The sequence below is a fragment of the Enterocloster aldenensis genome, assembly GCF_003434055.1.
In the GTDB taxonomy this organism is placed as follows: domain Bacteria; phylum Bacillota; class Clostridia; order Lachnospirales; family Lachnospiraceae; genus Enterocloster; species Enterocloster aldenensis.
In genome coordinates, this window is record NZ_QVEX01000001.1 from 970072 (window position 1) to 989806 (window position 19735).

Genomic DNA, 19735 nt, shown 5'->3' on the forward strand with positions numbered 1-19735 from the left:
TGTTTACATTGGATTCACATTTCGTTCATATTTATTTTTTATACTAATTTCATAAGAACTTGATATGTTCAAACAGGTTTAATGGTAAAATTGCACATAGATTTTTCATAATTGCCCCGGTTGTTGTTTGACCGGGGTCTCCTCATGTCATGGGTTGCCATACGGCATGGCTTCCCCTCATGTTCACGATTCTTCCCGCCATTTCAGTATATCAAACCAGATTTCTTTTTTCAACCAGAATATGGGCCGGGCGCCTCCATGGCATGTCCAAAACACATCCATTCCACGCTTCACGGATATCCCCTATACAAAAGCAGAGGGAGTGCAGCATCTGCCGCACTCCCTCTGCCCATGGATTCCATTTTCCTGCAGCCGCCTGCTTAGAGCGTGTCTGAAAATCCATTCCCGCCAGCCGCACGCCCTAAAGCTTATACTCCGCATCACACTCAAACTCCGGAAGCGCCGCGCCGGCGGACACCTTGCCGCCCTTTGCGCCGCTGCTGTCCGTGTGGTACAAGATCCCGCCGTCCAGCCGGTACTTATAAGTCCCGTCCACCTTGTAGGCCTTCTCATTGGTCTGTATCTTGCCCGCGGTATTCACCAGATACACCTTGCCGTCCACCTTAAAGGCCTGGTAGCCCGTGCCTTCCCCTGCCGCCACAAGAAGCCCGTCATAGTAAAGGAATCCGTCCTTTTCCCCGCTGAGCCCGGCTCCCTTGCCTGAACCGGATGCATTGAAATAAAACGTATGCTTTTCCCCGGAACCGTCTGCAATCCCGTCAATCCTGCCGGTGCGCATCTTACCGTCAGAATCCCTGTCCCCAAAATATCCGGTCAGGACCGTGTCCGGGGCCGTTACCCTCACAAGCCCGTTCTGCCTGCATCCATACTGGTCAAAGAAATATGCCTCTCCATTAATCTTAGTAATGGCCCCGTTCATGGTCCTTGCCGTGGTCTTAAGATATGCCGGGACACCGTCTTTCTCAAAGTAATACCACTCTTTATCCCCTTCCTGGGGCCCTTTGTAGGAATCCAGCCGGTTCAGCACGCCCTTATCCACGGAATCCCCCGGATGCCGGGACAGTTCCATCCACTGCCCCTTTACCAGATATCCGTCATCCGGTCCGCCCAGGTACACGAAACGGCTGATTCCCACCGCGTCCCCGGACTGCGGGGATGTCTTGACTGCGTGCCAGCCCGTAAGCATGACGCCATTTTCATCAAAGTAATATTTCTTCCCATCAATGGATGCATCCTTAAAGTCCTTGGAATCCGCCCGTTTAGCCCTGCCGTTGGACTGGAAATAAAACCACCGGGCCTCCTCACCCGCGCTGGCATATTCCTTGGATACCGAACCTTCCTGGGGCAGCTTATCCTCATCAAACCCCAGGCACATCCATCCCCTGGCCATGGCGCCGTCCTCACCCAGGTAATAAATGTTGTTGCCCTCATAATACCAGCCCGTACGCATCCTTGCATCACTGTCAAAACAGTATCTGCCGTCCCCTATATTCTTCCAGCCGTCTTCCTCGGCCTTGCCGTCCTTGCCAAGGTAATACCAGCCTTCTTCCTTAAGGCCGTCCTTGCCGTCGGCATGGATCCAGTCATTCCTGACCATGGCGCCGCTGCCATCCACGTAATAGGTGTTGGCAATCCAGGTGCTCTTCTCTATCTGCCCTTCGCTTCCCAGATAATAGGACTTTCCGTCCCTGGTCTTCCAGTCATTGACAACATAATTGCCCTTGCTGTCCTTATATCTCCAGCTTCCGTCTTCTTTTACCCAGCCGCCCGCGGACTTCTTCACGCCTGCTGCAACCGTTCCGTCCCCAGGCCCCTTTTCCTTTGGCACATCTTTCTTAACCCCTTCGGTAATGGTGTCATATGCCGGGCCCTTATCTGTGTCTTCCTCTCCCATGGCTGTCCCGGCTGCCGCTGCCGCCATCCACAGCCCTGCCGTCACTGCCCATATCACTCTTTTTGCGGTCATACAATCCACCTCCTTATAGATTTCATTTTACCAGAAACCGGAACAAAATAACAGGAATACAAAGGGGAAAATTACATAAGAATTCATTAATTTTCATGGGCGCCCCGGCTCTGCCCCATGCGTTTCACAGGTAAGCCATCTTTGGTAGGTCAGGTCAATGAGGAACGCCCCCAAGGGCGCCGTAATCAGGATTGAAAGCACTGCCACTGTCAGCACGATATTCCCGCAGGCCAGCCCCATGGACAGGGGAACGCCTCCAATGGCGGCCTGGACCGTTGCCTTGGGCATATACGCTACCATGCAGAACAGCCGTTCCTTAAGACTGAGGCGGGTCCTTACGAGACAGCACATGACACCCGCCATCCGGAATACCAGGACGCCCAGTATAAGCAGGATGACGGCCGCGCCGGCCGACACCGCATAACTTACGTCCACGGTTGCGCCCACCAGGACGAACAGAAGGATTTCCGCGCCCACCCACAGCTTGTTAAACTTCACGGAAAGCCGCATGGCCACAGGCCCCCGCCGCTTTTGAAGGCTGATACCCATGCACATGACGGAGATCAGGGATGAAAATGTAAATGCTCCTTTCAGGGAATCCTCAAGGGTCACCAGGATAAATGAGATGCATAACAGGATGATGACCTTCACCGTGTCCCGGATATGGACCTGTTTAAAATACAGGGCCAGAAGCACGCCGGCCCCGCACCCAATCAGGATACCGGCCAGGATGGAACCTGGTATCTGCACAAAACTGACCGGCGAGACCCTTCCCCCCTGCGCCAGCCCTGTAAATGCTGAAAACAGTACAATCACAAACACATCATCCACCGATGCCCCTGCCAAAATCAGCTGGGGGATGCTGTTGTCCGTGCCATACCCCTCCTCCATGAGTCTTATCATCTTCGGCACAATAACGGCAGGCGAAACAGCCGCAACCACGGAGCCCATGATTGCAGCCTCCAGGACCGTGATCCCAAGGAGCCTTGGCGCCAGGACCAGCATGCCCAGGATTTCAAAACAGGCCGGCACAAAACACATAAGGACAGCCGGCCGCCCTACCCGTTTCAGGTCGTCCACATCCAGCGACAGCCCTGCCCGCATCAGTATGATAATCAGGGCAATCTTACGAAGCTCCGCTGAAATCCCCAATATGGAGCCGTCAATCAGATCAAGGGCATAGGGTCCCAGCAGGATCCCGGTCAGGATCATTCCTGCAAGGCTTGGAAGGCGCAGTTTCCTTAAGACCCAGCCGGCCGCCATGCCCACCATTAACATGTACGCAATACTTAAAAGCATTTCCTTTTCCTCCTTAAGACGCAAAAAAGCCGATGGTTCCTGCGTGAAATCACACAGAAGTCATCAGCTTATATAAGCGGTTTTAGTGCAGCACTAAGGGAGAACCTCATTCCCTGTAAACAATCTTTGCTTGAGCAATCTTTACTATATCTCAATATGGACCGGTTGTCAATCCATTCAGGCACCGGGGCACAAAAAAGTGCAGAAAAAGCCGGGACAGAAGCTGGCAAAAATGGGGATTAAGTGCTAGAATGGGATAAAATCCGATTCCATACCCAAGAAAGGAGCAAAAGAATGCATACATCCACCATCAACATACGCACCGCCTCTCCCAGCGATGCGCCTGCCCTACTCTCCATCTACGCCCCCTATGTTGAGAATACAGCCATAACATTTGAGTATACGGTCCCCACCCCAGAGGATTTCAGGGAACGCATTGCCCGCACATTGGACCGGTATCCCTACCTTGTGGCCCAATTAAACGGGACCGTCATGGGGTATGCCTATGCCTCCGCCTTTCATCCACGCGCTGCATATGACTGGTCGGCAGAGGTGTCCATCTACGTATCAGAGGACGCAAGGGGAAGCGGCATCGGTACCCGGCTGTATGCCGCCCTGGAAGATATCCTGAAGCAGCAGAATATCGTCAATGTCAATGCCTGCATTGCCTTCCCCAACCCCGGCAGCATTTCTTTCCACGAAAAGCTGGGCTACCAGACAGTGGGGCATTTTACAAAATGCGGATATAAGCTTGGAAGGTGGTGGGATATGATCTGGATGGAAAAAATGCTGGGAGACCATCCGGATATCCCCGGCAGATTGATTCCTTATCCGGATTTGGACCTCTGACCCTTACCCGATTGGCAGGGCATGTGGGGCAGGAATCACGGACCGGTCCTGGCCTGGCTGGCGCCGCAGACCGGCCTATTCCTGGCCGCCATCACAGACCGGCCCAGTCCCGGCCGGAATTGCAGACCGGCCTATTCCTGACCGACATCACAGACTTGCCCATTCCCGGCCGGCATCCTAACAGCCCAGTCTGCCATATATCTTAGCCATACGCCTGCATTTTCCAATCAATGTCTCATCCAAATCCCCGGAGCACATCCTCCATCTCCAGTTCTTCCCCAGTGTTGACGGCTCATTCATCCGGGACTCCGTGCCCATGCCCAGGTAATCCTGTACCGGAATCACAGCCAGCCGGGCCGTACTTGCAAGCGCCAGCCGGATGAACTCCCAGTGCATCTCCTCCTTGGGCGTATAACGGCTGCCTATGTACTCCCTTGCAAATGCCTTATCCCTTTCATTCATGGATGCAAACCACCCGGCCAGGGTATCATTGTCATGGGTTCCGGTATAAACCACACAGTTCCTGCCGTATTTATGGGGAAGGTAAGCACTGTCCTCTGTATCGTCAAAGGCAAACTCCAGCACTTTCATGCCAGGAAAACCGGTGTCACTGACCAGCTTAAGGACAGTAGGGGTAAGGAATCCCAAATCCTCTGCAATGATAGGCAGGTCCTTACTGCCAAACCGTTCCTGCATTGCCTCAAATATCCCGATTCCCGGCCCCTGTTCCCAGTGTCCGTATTCCGCAGTCTTATCCCCATAGGGAATGGCATAATATTCATCAAATCCACGGAAATGATCCACCCGCACCACGTCGTAAAGATGAAAACAGTATGTCATGCGGTCCATCCACCATCGGTATCCGGTATCCTTGTGGTACTTCCAATCATAAAGGGGGTTCCCCCAAAGCTGTCCCGTGGCCGAGAAACCGTCCGGCGGGCATCCGGCCACTGCCACCGGCATGTTATCCGCATCAAACTGGAACAGTTCCGGATGCGACCAGCTGTCCGCGCCGTCAAACGCAACATAAATCGGGATATCCCCTATAATCCGGATTCCCAAGTCATTGGCATACCGCTTCAGGCTGCTCCACTGCTCCTCAAACTTAATCTGCAGGAATTCGTAAAAGCCAATCTCATCTGACAGCCTTTCACGATAGGCCGCCACTGCCTCCGGTTTCCTGAGACGTATATCCTCGTCCCACAGATTCCAGCTCTTGGAATCAAAAAAGTCCTTAACCGCCATGTAGAAACAGTATTCCCTGGTTTCATCCCCCAGGGTCCTGGCTGCAAGTCCATGGACCGCGTCCCCGTCCCCGGCTGCATCCGCAGCACTGTATTCCGGGTCCACTACCACCCTGGCCGCATCCGCAGCACCATCTTCCGGGCCCATTGCCGCCCCGGCTGCATCCGCAGCACTGCCCTGGGTTTCCTCTGGCACCCAGTCCCTGCCTGTCAGCCTACATTTCCATCTTCCATACGCCTTTCGAAGAAGCGGGAACCGGCCGTCATACAATTTTCCATAATCAATATCCCTGTCATCATTCCCAAAATCCACTGCCTGGCATTCCTCTTCTGTCAGCAGCCCCTCCTCTGTCAGCTTTTCCAAATCAATAAAATATGGATTCCCTGCAAAGGCTGAAAAGGACTGGTAAGGCGAATCCCCGAAACCAGTGGGGCCCAAAGGCAGGATCTGCCAGTACTGCTGTCCCGCCGCCTTTAATTTATCAATAAAATCATACGCTTCTTTTGAAAATGCCCCGATGCCGTACCTCGAAGGCAGGCTGGCAATCGGAAGCAGCATACCGCATTCCCGCATCCTGTTTATCTCCTTTATTCCAATCCTTGCTGAATCTGATTCCACTCCCTGGAAAATGTCGCTTAATTGTATCACAGTTTTATTCCGGATACAAGCCTGCAGCAGGCCGTTATACGCAGCGGCAGCAGCCAGCCATGTACAGCGGCAACCTGACTACATACAGCGGCCGCCTGGCCACATACACCGGCAGCCTGGCCACATACACCGGCAGCCTGGCCACATACACCGGCAGCCTGGCCACATACACCGGCTTCAGTCCATTTCCCAATCTTTCCTATACGCGCCCGGCGTCCCATGATACTTTTTCCGGAACAGCCGGTTAAAATAGGAAATATTATCAAAACCGCACTGCTGTGCAACGTCCGTCACCGGCAGCAATGTGGTCCGCAGTAATCCGGCTGCCTTTTCCAGCCTGAAATCATTGAGATACTGTGTAAACGGCATCCCCATGTACCGTTTAAAGAACTTCATGAAATGGGAATTGCTGTAAAAGCACAGGGCGGCCCCATCCTCCACCGTAATACGTTCCCCATAGTGTTCCTCGATATATCCAAGCAGCAGCTTCATTTTTTCCCTGGACTTGCTGGGACGCTCCCCATGGATTGGAAGGCTTTTTGCGGCCAGAAGGCACAGAAGCGAAAACAGTTCCCCCTTAACCCCCAGCTGGTAGCCATAGGGCTTATCCCTGCACAATGTATCCAGACGCCGGATGCATTCCGACAAAGACGCATAATCCTCCATACCCGCCTTCATATGGACCGGGCTTTTAATCCGGCCTTCGGCCAGGGGCAGGAGGAACTCTGCCGTGCACACATCCTGGTCAGCCGCCATGAGCATGGATGGGCGGAATATGATATTCTCATATTCCATTGCCTCCCCGCCCGTCTGGCTGATTCCATGCAGCTGTCCCGGAAATACAGCAACCGCATCCCCGGTCCCCACCTCGTAGGGAACCATGTCCACCGTGACCAGACCACGCCCCTTTTTTACGGAAATGATTTCCATTTCCTCATGCCAATGGACCGGCACCAGCTTAAAATCAAGGGGAATGGAGCAAGGATAAATATTAAAAGGGAAATCACGTCCCGCATGTTCCTTAATCTCATGGTAATCATAATAATGCCAATTTACGCGCCCATCCAACCGGTTTCATCCTCCCTGTCCATTTAATTTGATAGTATTGTACTATATATGGGCATAATTATGCAAGATTTTCTTTCCGCATCACACTATAATACAGACAAACGTATTAGAGCGTGTTTGAAAATTGCTTTCCGTCAGCTGTGCGTCCCACTTTGTGGGAGATTTGGTCACGATGAGGGAGGCGTAGCGGGCTACGTTGACCGAATTGGGACCAAATATGCCCGCGAAGGGGGGCGGGCTTTGCCCTAAGGGGTACCTATGGTGGATTCCTTAGGGCAGATGGCGGGAATGAATTTTCAAACACGCTCTCGAGGTGTATCTGAACACTGCTTTTTTCCAGGTGCCCTCTGTCATCCATATCCATAATATAGTTACGTAACCCCATGTCAGGGCGCGTCCGAACATTCATTCCCGCCATCTGCGCGCCCGGCATTCATTGAAAGGAAGTAATCCCATGAATCAAAAACAACTGGAAGAAATGCTCACCGCTGCATGTAAAAAGGACCTGTCTGCCTGCTCTGACCAGGAGATTTACACAGGCCTCCTGGGCCTGGTAAAAGAACTGGCCGGTACGCACAGATCTGGTACAGGGAAGAAAAAGCTCTATTACATTTCCGCTGAATTCCTTATTGGAAAACTGCTGTCCAACAATATGATTAACCTTGGGATTTATGACAGCGTAAAAAACATCCTGGACACCCACGGCATATCCTTAAGCCGGATTGAGGAGATGGAACCGGAACCCTCCCTTGGCAACGGAGGACTGGGCCGCCTGGCCGCCTGCTTCCTGGATTCCATTGCAACCCTTGGATTGAACGGGGATGGGATTGGCCTTAATTATCATTTCGGCCTTTTTAAACAGCTGTTTAAAGATAACCTTCAGGACGAGGAACCGAATCCCTGGATTAAGGACGCCTCATGGCTGACCAAAACAGACGTGACCTACAAGATTCCCTACAAGGGCTTTACCCTTACCTCCAGGATGTACGACATCCAGGTAACCGGCTATGGAAACCGCACCAATACCCTTCATCTGTTTGACGTGGAGACCGTGGACGAATCCCTGGTAACAGAAGGCATTTCCTTTGACAAAAAGGATATCCGCAAAAACCTTACCCTGTTCCTGTACCCGGACGACAGTGACAAGGCAGGCCAGGTCCTGCGCATCTGCCAGCAGTATTTCATGGTCAGCAATGCCGCGCGCCTGATTCTGTCAGAAGCACTTGGCAAAGGCTCCAGCCTTTACGACCTGCCCGATTATGCGGTCATCCAGATCAATGACACACACCCGACCATGGTCATACCGGAACTGATACGGCTGCTCACCACGGAACACGGCATGGAAATGGACGATGCCATCCAGGTGGTAAGCAGGACCTGCGCCTACACCAACCACACCATACTGGCGGAAGCCCTGGAAACATGGCCCATGGAATATTTTAAGGAAACCGTGCCCCAGCTGATTCCAATCATGGAGGTGCTGGATGACAAGGTGCGCCGCAGGTTTGACGACCAGTCCGTGGCCATCATCGACAAAGGCGACCGGGTCCATATGGCCCATATGGATATCCACTATGGCTTCAGCGTCAACGGCGTTGCCGCCCTCCATACGGATATCCTGAAGGAAAATGAACTGAACAACTTTTATCAGATTTATCCTGAGAAATTCAATAACAAGACAAATGGCATCACCTTCCGCCGGTGGCTCCTTCACTGCAATCCCCAGCTGACCGCGCTCATTGAAGAATTAATCGGCAGCGGGTTTAAAAAGGATGCCATGGAGTTAAAGAAGCTGGGCGCCCCGGAATTCATAAATAACATGAAGACGCTGCACCGCCTCTTAGCCATCAAGGACAGGAAAAAAGAAGACCTGGCCCTGTATCTTAAGGAGACCCAGGGAGTGGAGATAAATCCTCAGTCCATATTTGACATCCAGATCAAACGCCTTCACGAATACAAGCGCCAGCAGATGAACGCCCTGTATCTGGTCCACAAATACCTGGAGATTAAAAAGGGCAAAAAGCCGACCACCCCCATTACCGCCTTATTCGGGGCCAAGGCAGCGCCTGCTTATGTGATTGCAAAGGATATCATCCACATGATCCTCTGCCTGGAACAGATCATTGACAATGACCCGGATGTAAAACCATGGCTGCAGGTAATCATGGTCAATAACTACAACGTGACCCTGGCTGAGAAGCTGATACCTGCCTGCGATATATCCGAACAGATTTCCCTTGCCTCCAAGGAAGCCAGCGGCACAGGCAACATGAAGTTCATGCTCAACGGCGCCGTTACCCTGGGAACGGACGACGGGGCCAATGTGGAAATCCACGAACTTGTGGGAGATGACAATATCTATATCTTTGGTGATTCCAGCGAAACAGTAATCCAGCGTTACAAGGACGGAAGCTACTGCTCCAGGGCCTACTATGACGGGAATCCATCCATCCGGGAAGCCGTGGACTTCATCACCGGTCCCCAGATGATGGCCGTGGGTTCAAAGGAACACCTGGAGCGTCTGTCAAATGAACTGCTGACCAAGGACTGGTTCATGACCTTCCCTGACTTTGACGCCTACTGCCAGGCCAAGGAACAGGCATACAATGACTATGAGGACCGCACGGACTGGGCCAGGAAAATGCTCATCAACATCAGCCAAGCCGGTTTCTTCTCTTCCGACCGCACCATTGAAGAGTATAACCGCGATATATGGAAGCTGGATTAAGCCTGATTTGTAATATATTTGAAGAAAATTTCATAAAATCTTCAAGATCATGTGATATCTTATGTGCTATACTATTACAATGCAGCGTAAGCGCGGTTTAGATATATACATGAAAAGGAGTAACTCAGATATGAACAAATTCACGGCGGCTGCCCTCCCGCTTGCCATGACAGCAGCACTTGCGGCAGCCCCAATCCATACGGCACCTGCGGCGTACCCGGGACAGGGCGTATTCACACAATACGATGCTGACTCAGGACAGGATTCATTCGCACCATATGCAATAGGACCAGGCCTCAACAACCTCTCCACCCAGGATGACTATGCTGCTTACCAATGGGCCTTTAAGAACGACGGACAGGTACAGAAGATTGAGCGGAAGCTGGATATAAAGACAGTGGAACCCATTATCCGGACAGATGAGAACGGAGTGGACACCATATCCCTTCCGCCTCTTGGACCCAGCAACTTTAAGGCCAGCACCATTGACGCGGTAAAGGGGATTGATATCAACCTACAGCCTGCCTGGGAACTTTATAATCAGATTGAGAACAAACGTCCGGTCATTGTGGCAATCATTGACACGGGTATTGATGTGGATCACCCGGACCTTAAGGACGCCATGTGGGTCAATGAGGATGAGATTCCCGGCGACGGTATTGACAATGACGGCAATGGCTTCATTGACGATGTGAACGGCTGGAACTTCATTGACAATAACAACCAGCTCTACACAGGGAAGGAAGACAACCACGGCACCCACGCCGCAGGCACCATCGCAGCTTCCAGGAACAACGGCGGTTCGGTGGGAATCACGGATAACCAGTATGTCAAAATCATGTCCATCAAAGCCCTTGGGGGTGAGGAAGGAAAAGGAAGCCCGGAAAGTGTGATTGCCGCTATCCGCTATGCAGAAGCCAACGGGGCCCAGATATGTAACCTAAGCTTTGGTTCCGAAAACTGCACCGAGGAGTTCCGCGCAGCCATCCAGGGTTCCAAGATGCTGTTTGTGGTTGCGGCAGGCAATGGGAACGAAGATGAAATCGGTTATAATATTGATCAGAATCCGGTCTACCCTGCCAGCCTGCCATACGATAATATCATCACCGTGGCCAACCTGATATTCAACGGCAAACTGGACAGAAGCTCCAATTTCGGCCCGGCCAGCGTGGATATTGCCGCGCCGGGTACATTCATCCTGAGCACCATCCCGGATAAATCCTATGCCTTCATGTCCGGCACTTCCATGGCAGCGCCCATGGTGGCCGGCGCTGCAGCCATGCTCTACTCTGCCCGGCCGGAACTGAGCCTGCAGGATGTGAGGAATATCCTCATTACCTCGGCCCATAAGCTGGATACCCTGAACGGAAGGGTATATAGCGGGGGGATGCTGGATGTTTATTCTGCCCTTCAGTGGGCACGGCAGTAAGATAAAATACATCAAAACAGGACGGGCCATCTGCTAAAACCCGTCCTGCTTTTTTAACCCTGAAAGCTAACCCTGAGAGCGTTTCCTCATCTCCAGAATCCCTTTCTTCAATAACCCCAGTTCACTGTCACAGCTGAACATGGTCATACCTTTACAGCGGCACTGTTTAATCAGTTCGGTCTTGGATGTAATGATTCCGCTGGGCAGTCCTGCTTTTTTTGATTCCTCAATCACAGTGCTGATGCAGCGTTCCATTGCTGGTGTAGAAAAGTCTCCCATTGTACCCAGGTCACACGCCAGGTCATTGGGCCCGATAAAAATACCATCCAGACCGGGGACTGAAACGATATCGCCTATATTATCAACTCCCTTTTTCGTTTCAATCTGGGCAAACAGCATAATCCGTCCATTGGCTGCCGATGTATACTCCTGCAGGCTCCCCGGATTGTAATTACTGTGGGGACGCATGGTAGATATGCCACGTTTCCCTTCAGGTGCATATTTCCCATACCTCACCAGCATCCGGGCCTGCTCTTTTGTCTCCAGCATGGGAACCAGAAGTCCGTCCACGCCTGCGTCCAGATACTTCTGGATACAATCCCTTGCCACGGACGGGATCCGGACAATTACAGGAAAATGGATTCCATTTCCCACCGCTGCTAAGGCCGCTACCTGTGAATAGTCAAAATATCCGTGCTCACAGTCCACAATCACATAATCAAGCCCTGATGCCTGCATCAGACGCAGTAGGTTCGGAGCCGCGATTTCCGACAGGAATACACCGGTTACTTCCTGCCCCCCTCTGATTTCCTGTTTCATCCCAATCCATCCTTTCCGCACACTTAAGCACTAATTTCTGCATTCCCCTGAATACCTCATCATCCGCAGCACAGACAATCTCCTGAATTTCCAGTTCCTGCTGTATCGCCTCCTGTAATTTCCTGTTTTTCAGGATTGCTCCCCCTGTAAAATATATGGTTTTCTTCCGGGCTTCCTGTCCGCTCAGATAATCCGCGAATTCCCTATATTTTCTTCCAAAGTCTAAAGCAGTTGCCCACATTACATTCTTAAGTTTCAGGTTATCATGGTTTATATGCCGTATACTCCCATCTGCCAGCCGATCCGGCAGTTCATAGAACCCGCAGTCCACCTCCAGCCCCTGTGTGTCATGCCAGGGTTCCATGTGATGCAGTCTGTTCCATATCTCTTCCCGGTTCAAGGATGAACCGAATATCTGCCTTCCTATATCCCGGATATAATCAATCTGTACATCAAAATTCCGCCCTCCCGGCATGCAGGATATGACATTACAATAATTGTTCTCATAGAAAGGCCTTATTTCATAATTTCCCGGTACATACCGGTCCGTTATGTAAATCAGCTGCCCACTGGTTCCTATATTAATAATAAGGTCCCCTGTCACGGCATCTGTCCCATATACGCTGGTCTGTACATCCCCCACATCAGGAAACACGCCTAACCGTACATCCCCCTCCTGATAATACCCGCAGCATTCCATCTGGCTGGTTATGGCAGGCAGCTTTATGAACCCCAGCCCGGCCTGTTCCAGCATATCGGTACGCCATGTATTATCCAGGATATTGGCAAACCCCATGGGAGCGGCATTTGTAATATGGCAGATTCCATTTCCTGTCAGCTTTTCAATGATGTAAGAGCCAAGCGTATGCACGTGTGTCTCACATTTCCTTGACAACCCCTGTTCCTCAAACAAAGTATACAAGTTACACAGCGCCAATGCCGGTTTTATATAAACACCGTTGGGTTCCATCATTTCTCTGGAAAACCGCGCCTTCAGCTCTTCTATGTAGCTGTATCCACTGCTTTCCCTGCGCTTCAGGCACCTGGTATCCTGCCATGAAATATAAGTATCCCCTTCAAGTTCCGGATGGCAGACAACACATCCATGCTGCTGGGTAGAAAACAGGATTCCAGTTGTATCCGGATGTTTCCTGCAGCAGTCATGAATAATTCCCTTTACTATCCCCACCACTTCCATGGCGTCATTCTCATAATAACTGCTGTCATGATTTGCCTTTCTGGGAGGTGTGGGATATTTTGTCTTCTCTATCTGCTTCTTCAGGCCTACATCAAACAGACCGGCTTTTATGAATGTACTCCCTATATCTACCATTATAAATTTCATGGACTATCCCCTCTATCTCATCAGCATATTCGGGATTCCGGTTACAAGCCACGGAAACGCCCATAATATAATAACCTCAACCATCAGGACAAACAGAAACGGCCAGAGTTTTTTACACACCTGTTCCATGGATAGATGCTCTATGCTGCAGGTCGTCATCAGCACCACCCCTACCGGCGGTGTGATATTGCCTATCATCGCAATTACGATAATACAGATGCCTGCATGTACCGGATCAAATCCCGCTGCATTCAGCAAGGGCAGTATCATAGGAACGAATACCATGATATTCACATTTGGGTCACTCAAACAACCAAGTATGAGAAACAGCACAGTAACACAAAGAGCCACTAAAAACTTGCTGTCTCCTGCAAATGATGTGAGAAGCGCATATAATTTGACCTGCAGGTTTTCTGCTGTCATGACAAAGCTGAAACATTTGGCCGCCGGAATCACAAGAAGCACAGAGCCGCTGGTAATAAATACGCTCTTCAGGCTCTCAATAAAATCTTTGATCTTCATAGTACGGTATACCAAGACCCCCAGCACCAAGGCATATAATACTGCCAGCGCTGCCGCTTCCGTGGTAGTGACCACTCCCAGATAAATACCTCCTAAGAGGATGGCCGGGGTCAGAAGGGGAAGTATGCAGGAGAACAGCGAATACAGCAAATGTACCAGATAATACCGCCATCCCTGCCATTTCAGCCTTGGCCCATTGTGCCGCAGGGAGTAAAGGTATACATATGCCATCAGGATAAGGCCCATAATCAGTCCTGGCAGTATGCCTCCGAACAAAAGACGGCCTACCGACACATTGGCCACCATGGCGTAAACAACTGCCGGTATACTTGGGGGTATGATCGGGCCTATGGTAGATGAGGCAACCGTGGTGGATGCGCTGAATTCCCTGTCAAACCCCTCATCCACCATTGCCTGATAGGCCAGATGTCCGATTCCTCCGGCATCTGCCACGGCTGAACCTGACATTCCGGCAAATATGATACTTGTTGTAATGTTAACGTGCCCCATACCTCCCGGTATATATCCCACCATGTCCCTGCAGAATTTAAAAATACGGTCCGCCACGGATGTACGGTTCATTACTTCAGCAGTAAGGATAAACAGCGGAATCGCTACCAGGGCAAAGTTATTAAGCCCTGTAAACATCTTGGTCCCCATGATGGCAAGCCCCATCCCGCTGTTTAATGCGTACATAAAGGAGGATATGATCATGGCTGCTGCAATCGGCATCCCTAATACAAAAAATGCGATGAAACTAACTAAAAACAACGCGATGCTAGACATTTACCTTTCCTCCTCCCTTATGTGCCCTCATGAAGCATTGGGTATCCATTATCATATTACACAAAATATGATAGCTCATAAGCCCAAAACTAACCGGCAGGATTGCATACACATATTTTAAAGGAAGCCTCATCACACTGGATATGGCCAGCTGCCCCAGGAGTTCCATGAGGGCCGGAATGTACATCACAAAAAATACCAGCATAATAATGTTCATCAACTGCCTTATGACATATTGGACAGATTTCGGAAACAGGCTTACAAAGGCAGCCACATTCAGATGCTTGTCATCGCCCATGGCATAAGCCGATGCCAGGAATCCCATCCATACAAACAGGAATTGATTCAGTTCATCAGACCAGTTAAATCCGCTGTGCAGACAATACCGCAGCATGGCATTGGAAATCATGACTGTAAATAGCACGCCAAGACAGATACATCCACAGGCCTTTTCTATCTGTTTCAGTTTTGTGTTAATCCAAAAAATCCCCTGTAATGCCTTTTCCATGGAACCTCTCCCCTTCTGCTGTTATTTCATCGCCTGAATCTGATTGTACCACTCTTTCCATGCAGGATAATTTTCTACCACCTTCTGTGCATTTTCCTTAAACGGCGTGGTGTCAATATCTTCAATTAATGTCATACCGTTGGACACACACTCGTCAATCAGGGCAGACTCATTTTCAACGGTCATTTTATCCACGTTATTACCCATATTGGTAAATACTTCTGAGAAAATAGCCTTATCATCCTCAGGCAGTCCATCCCACAAACCTTGATTAATGATGGTCGATGAACAGGCAAGCATATGCTGTGTCATAATCAGATAATCCTGGACTTCATAGAACTTCATGGTTACAATCTGTGTTACCGGATTTTCCTCACAGTCCGCAACGCCTGTCTGCAGGGACATGTACACATCCTCAATGGGTATTGAGGTAATGGCTACCTGGAAAACATCCTTCAGTGTGGAATACGGCTCAAAGTTCACGCACCGCAGTGTCAGTCCGTTGAAATCTTCTAATGTACGTATCTCCTTATTGGCAGTCAGATTGCGGAAACCGAAGTTATACATGTTCAGCTGATTAATGCCTCCCACTGCTTTACTGATTTCCCCGCGCATCTCCGTACATAAATCACTCTCCTTAAATGACTGCCAATGTTCGTAGCTGTCAAAGCAATATGGCGCAAACAGCACGCCTCCTGCTTCCAGCCAGTCGGACGCACTGTCCAGACATGCGATATCCAGAGTCCCCATCTGGCATGCCGTAATACTGTCCGTATAATTTCCATATGTACCGTTAGGATAAATAACCAGTTTATACCTCCCTCCGGTCTTATCATAAAGTTCATCCGAAGCCTGCAAAAACGCCTGATGGACCGGATGGCTTTCTGCAAATACATGGGATACCTTAAGCTCCTTGGTTTCCACATCCCCATCTGCCTGTGCAGGTGTTTCCTCACTTTTCCCTGCTTCTGTTGAGGAGGCTGCCTCTGTCCCAACAGATGGACCCGTTGATTCCGTCTGTGAAGAATTCCCCCCTGAACAAGCCGTAATGCCTAATGCCATTGTTAATGCCAACCCCATTACCACTAATTTCTTCATATACCTTTCTCCTTTTCATTTTAGATATGGTTTAAATTATCTGCTACTAATGTAGCACATTTTTTATAAAGTGTCAACTTATTAACACAAAATGTCGACATTTTATTTCGAGTTGTATATAACAAAATGGCAGTATCTGATACCATTGATTTCAGATACTGCCATTGACTATTTCTCCATGTACACACTATTTAATACTGATTTGGATATTATCTCCGCATCCATAATATGTTTCTTTAATTCCTGATAACTGTCCTTATCATCTGACAGCCACAGCTCATATAACCGCCGATGTTTTTCAAAAAAAGTAGATGCATATTCCTCGCCATATCCGGCAGATGTATTAAAACTCATAAGAGTGTAGATGAGTTGGGCGTTGCTTTCCCAGGCATTTATGACAAACAGGTTTCCTGAAGAACGTACCTGCGCCCTGTGGAACTGGACATCCAGGTCATACCAGTCAATATTCCCATCATTGGACAGGCATGCTTTTTCTATCTTTTCCAGTACCTTGGCTATTAAAGGAAACATGGAATTCTTCTGGCTCAGCATTAATCTCAGGGCTTCCTGTTCCAGCAGGCAGCGGAAATTATATAATTCCATTACCTGTTTCTCAGTAAATTCCACCACTTCCCGCCGTCCGTTACTGTGTGTGATGATCAGTCCTTCGTTGGATAGGATCTGCAGGGCTGTCCTCACGGAACTTCTGCTTGCGCAAAAACGCCTGGCCAGCTGGTTCTCCGCCATCTTATCACCCTTTTTTATTGTCTGCCGCAGGATATCCAGACGCAGCTGGGTGGCTATTTTATCCGGTGCAGCCGCAGACCCACGGTTTACCACATTTCTCTCCTGTACCATCTGATGGATTTTATTACTGAGCATCTCGTTAACAGGTACGGCAATACCTGCCTTCCTGCCCAGTTCCAATACAGTGTCACCTAATATGTCCATCTCCAGAGGGCGCCCCTGCCAGTAATCCTGAAGCATGGAGGACCGTCCCTGGGAGGTCAGGTTTTGCAGGCTGTCTTCCCAGGCCCTGATATTCTCTTCACTTAAAGAAACCCCAAAATGGTTGGCCAGCGCAATCACCTCACGTTGGGCACTCCTCATTGTCTCCATGGCTCCTTCGCTCTCCCTCATCTGACCATAATTCATCTGATATGCTGTGCTGGTCTGATTGCATCCCACATTGATAAGGAATTTCTCCCAAAGCTTGTGTTCCATATCCTCCGGTATCTGATAATCAATACCGCTTTCCTCTAAAAATGCAGCTACTTCCCGAACCGGCCCTGAATATTGCCCTTTGTTTATCTTCTCTCCAAAATGCAGGCACCCCGCCTTATTAAAGGTCACCTGATTACCGTTTTTGTTGGCATCCGCGCCAGTAACAGTTGCATACAGCACATGTCCATCCCCAAATGCCTGAATCAGCTTCTCCTCGCTGGTCAACCCGTTTAATAATGACAAAATCTTCGTGTCCGGCCCCACCATTGACGCCATATGCTTAATCACATCCGGCAGATTATATGATTTCACAGCCACAATAATCAAATCCATTGGGTGGTTCATCTGTTCTTCAAAAGAACAGTACTGCAGGGAAAGTTTCCGGCCATTTACTAAGACAGGTTTTTCTCTATATCTCCGGGAATCCTTCACAATACCATACAGGACCACATCTTTATTACATTCTGCAATCTGCCAGGCGTACCCCGCTCCCATTGCGCCTAACCCAATTATTGCCACTTCTCTTATTTTCCTCATCACACAACCCTCTTAACCGCCTTCTGACACCGCTCCGGCCTATCATATATTTAAATCCTAGTTCTATCTTACGAAGGTTTTGACATTTACGCAAGTTTTATTTTAGCTCAGGGGGTACATGACCCCGGTTATCAGGAAAGGCTGCCCCCAACCGGAGACAGCCTTTGCATACATATCATCATCAGTTATTTCGTACTTCCCTCTGTTACAGCCCTTATCCCATTTACACAGGATAAGCCTTACTCTCCTTATCAGCCACAGAGCTGTCCACCTTGGTCTGCTGGGCGGCCCTGTACTCAAAGAAGTCCTTTGCAACAGCCGGGAACAGTGCATAACTCAGCACATCCTCATCCTGCTGCTTCCACTGTGCGCATTCCTTCTCAAACTGAGGAAGCTGAGGCGGAATCAGGTCGGCTGGACGGCAGGTGATTGGCGTCTCATCGCCGATGATCTTCTTCTGGACTTCAGGATTAAAGGGCTTAACGGTCTGGCCGAACTCGCCCAGCATGATCTTCTTGGACTCCTTGGGAACCATCTTATAGCGCTCGCCCATGATGACGTTCATGACAGCCTGGGTACCGACAATCTGTGAAGACGGAGTAACCAGGGGCGGCTCGCCAAAGTCCTTACGCACCCTGGGGATTTCCTCTAAAACCTGGCGGTACTTGTCTTCCTGTCCGGCTTCCTTTAACTGGCTTACCAGGTTGGAAAGCATGCCGCCCGGAACCTGGTACTGAAGGGTCTTGATATTAACGCCCAGCACCTTTGGATTCAGGAGGCCGCTCTTAAGCGCCTGCTCACGCACGGGCTGGAAGTGGTCTGCAATCTCAGCCAGCAGCGTCTGGTCATAACCAGTGTCGTAAGGTGTGCCGCGGAAGGTCTCAACCATGACCTCGGTTGCGGGCTGGCTGGTTCCCAGTGCCAGAGGAGACATTGCACAGTCAATGATCTCACAGCCTGCCTCTACTGCCTTTAAGTAGGTCATGGAAGCAACGCCGGAGGTGTAATGGGTATGCAGGTCGATTGGAAGCTTGGTTCCTTCCTTCAGGGCCTGTACCAGCTCAGCTGCAGCGTACGGTGTCAGAAGTCCGGCCATATCCTTGATACACAGGGAATCAGCGCCCATGTCCTCAATCCTCTTGGCAATGTCCTTCCAGTAATCCAGTGTATATGCGTCACCCAGTGTATAGCACAGGGCAATCTGGGCATGACCCTTTTCCTTGTTGGTAGCCTTAACAGCTGTCTCCAGGTTGCGGATATCGTTCAGACAGTCAAAAATACGAATGATATCAATACCATTGGCAATGGACTTCTGTACAAAGTACTCCACCACATCATCTGCATAGTGGTTATATCCCAGGATATTCTGTCCGCGGAACAGCATCTGCAGCTTGGTATTCTTAAAACCATCCCTCAGTTTCCTCAGTCTGTCCCATGGGTCTTCCTTCAGGAAACGAAGGCAGGAGTCAAATGTAGCGCCGCCCCAGCACTCAACTGCGTGGTAGCCTACTTTGTCCATCTTATCAATAATGGGCAGCATCTGCTCAGTAGACATCCTGGTTGCAAGCAAGGACTGATGGGCGTCACGAAGGACGGTCTCCACAATCTTTACTGGCCTCTTCTCTATCTCTGCCATAGTTATA

At 50.1% G+C, this 19735-nt stretch carries 16 protein-coding genes and 1 riboswitch; of the genes, 4 read left to right on the top strand and 12 right to left on the bottom strand.

Going from position 1 to position 19735, the window contains the following annotated elements; all coding sequences use genetic code 11:
- Nucleotides 1–421: 421 nt before the first annotated feature.
- Both DWX59_RS04595 and DWX59_RS04600 read right to left on the bottom strand, forming a co-directional pair.
- Complete coding sequence (locus DWX59_RS04595) at nt 422–1987, bottom strand: cell wall-binding protein (protein ID WP_227115869.1); 1566 nt, start codon at nt 1985–1987, stop codon at nt 422–424.
- A gap of 93 nt (nt 1988–2080) precedes the next feature.
- Nucleotides 2081–3286, bottom strand: a complete 1206-nt coding sequence (locus tag DWX59_RS04600; protein ID WP_117556498.1) for a cation:proton antiporter — start codon at nt 3284–3286, stop codon at nt 2081–2083.
- 47 nt (nt 3287–3333) lie between these two features.
- Nucleotides 3334–3409, bottom strand: a riboswitch (Fluoride riboswitch).
- A gap of 171 nt (nt 3410–3580) precedes the next feature.
- On the opposite strand from DWX59_RS04600, the gene DWX59_RS04605 reads away from it, so the two are divergent.
- Nucleotides 3581–4135 (top strand): GNAT family N-acetyltransferase, encoded by a 555-nt coding sequence (locus DWX59_RS04605; RefSeq protein ID WP_117556500.1) that lies wholly within the window; start codon nt 3581–3583, stop codon nt 4133–4135.
- 177 nt (nt 4136–4312) lie between these two features.
- On the opposite strand, the gene malQ is transcribed toward DWX59_RS04605, so the two are convergent.
- The 3 genes from malQ to DWX59_RS04615 form a co-directional block, all read right to left on the bottom strand.
- On the bottom strand, nt 4313–5953 hold the full coding sequence (gene malQ / locus DWX59_RS04610) for a 4-alpha-glucanotransferase (protein WP_117556502.1): 1641 nt from the start codon (nt 5951–5953) through the stop codon (nt 4313–4315).
- Between the two features lie 109 nt (nt 5954–6062).
- Nucleotides 6063–6221: a hypothetical protein gene (locus DWX59_RS28630; RefSeq protein ID WP_166460163.1), complete on the bottom strand. Its 159-nt coding sequence runs from the start codon at nt 6219–6221 to the stop codon at nt 6063–6065.
- Nucleotides 6206–7096, bottom strand: a complete 891-nt coding sequence (locus DWX59_RS04615; RefSeq protein WP_117556504.1) for an AraC family transcriptional regulator — start codon at nt 7094–7096, stop codon at nt 6206–6208. The genes DWX59_RS28630 and DWX59_RS04615 overlap by 16 nt, the downstream gene beginning before the upstream one ends.
- 60 nt (nt 7097–7156) lie before the next feature.
- Between DWX59_RS04615 and DWX59_RS30215 the strand changes: the two genes are divergently transcribed.
- The 3 genes from DWX59_RS30215 (at nt 7157) to DWX59_RS04630 (ending at nt 11253) form a co-directional block, all read left to right on the top strand.
- Complete coding sequence (locus tag DWX59_RS30215) at nt 7157–7345, top strand: DUF6783 domain-containing protein (RefSeq protein WP_409337922.1); 189 nt, start codon at nt 7157–7159, stop codon at nt 7343–7345.
- A 205-nt stretch (nt 7346–7550) separates the two neighbouring features.
- Nucleotides 7551–9824, top strand: a complete 2274-nt coding sequence (locus DWX59_RS04625; RefSeq protein ID WP_117556508.1) for a glycogen/starch/alpha-glucan phosphorylase — start codon at nt 7551–7553, stop codon at nt 9822–9824.
- Nucleotides 9825–9954: 130 nt separating this feature from the next.
- Nucleotides 9955–11253: a S8 family peptidase gene (locus tag DWX59_RS04630; protein WP_117556510.1), complete on the top strand. Its 1299-nt coding sequence runs from the start codon at nt 9955–9957 to the stop codon at nt 11251–11253.
- Between the two features lie 66 nt (nt 11254–11319).
- Here DWX59_RS04630 and DWX59_RS04635 read toward each other — a convergent pair whose 3' ends face one another.
- From DWX59_RS04635 to DWX59_RS04665, 7 genes are all read right to left on the bottom strand, one after another.
- The gene (locus tag DWX59_RS04635; protein ID WP_117556512.1) at nt 11320–12072 is read right to left on the bottom strand and encodes an HpcH/HpaI aldolase family protein; all 753 of its coding nucleotides are present in this window, start codon (nt 12070–12072) and stop codon (nt 11320–11322) included.
- Complete coding sequence (locus DWX59_RS04640) at nt 11972–13417, bottom strand: sedoheptulokinase (RefSeq protein WP_117556514.1); 1446 nt, start codon at nt 13415–13417, stop codon at nt 11972–11974. Before DWX59_RS04640 ends, DWX59_RS04635 begins: the two co-directional genes overlap by 101 nt.
- A 12-nt stretch (nt 13418–13429) precedes the next feature.
- Complete coding sequence (locus DWX59_RS04645) at nt 13430–14725, bottom strand: TRAP transporter large permease (RefSeq protein ID WP_117556516.1); 1296 nt, start codon at nt 14723–14725, stop codon at nt 13430–13432.
- The gene (locus DWX59_RS04650) at nt 14718–15233 is read right to left on the bottom strand and encodes a TRAP transporter small permease (RefSeq protein ID WP_117556518.1); all 516 of its coding nucleotides are present in this window, start codon (nt 15231–15233) and stop codon (nt 14718–14720) included. The genes DWX59_RS04645 and DWX59_RS04650 overlap by 8 nt, the downstream gene beginning before the upstream one ends.
- Nucleotides 15234–15254: 21 nt before the next feature.
- Complete coding sequence (locus DWX59_RS04655) at nt 15255–16331, bottom strand: TRAP transporter substrate-binding protein (RefSeq protein WP_117556520.1); 1077 nt, start codon at nt 16329–16331, stop codon at nt 15255–15257.
- 168 nt (nt 16332–16499) lie between these two features.
- Nucleotides 16500–18092 (bottom strand): 2-dehydropantoate 2-reductase, encoded by a 1593-nt coding sequence (locus tag DWX59_RS04660; RefSeq protein ID WP_117556522.1) that lies wholly within the window; start codon nt 18090–18092, stop codon nt 16500–16502.
- 223 nt (nt 18093–18315) lie between these two features.
- Nucleotides 18316–19728, bottom strand: a complete 1413-nt coding sequence (locus DWX59_RS04665) for an oxaloacetate decarboxylase subunit alpha (protein ID WP_117556524.1) — start codon at nt 19726–19728, stop codon at nt 18316–18318.
- Between the last annotated feature and the right edge of the window lie 7 nt (nt 19729–19735).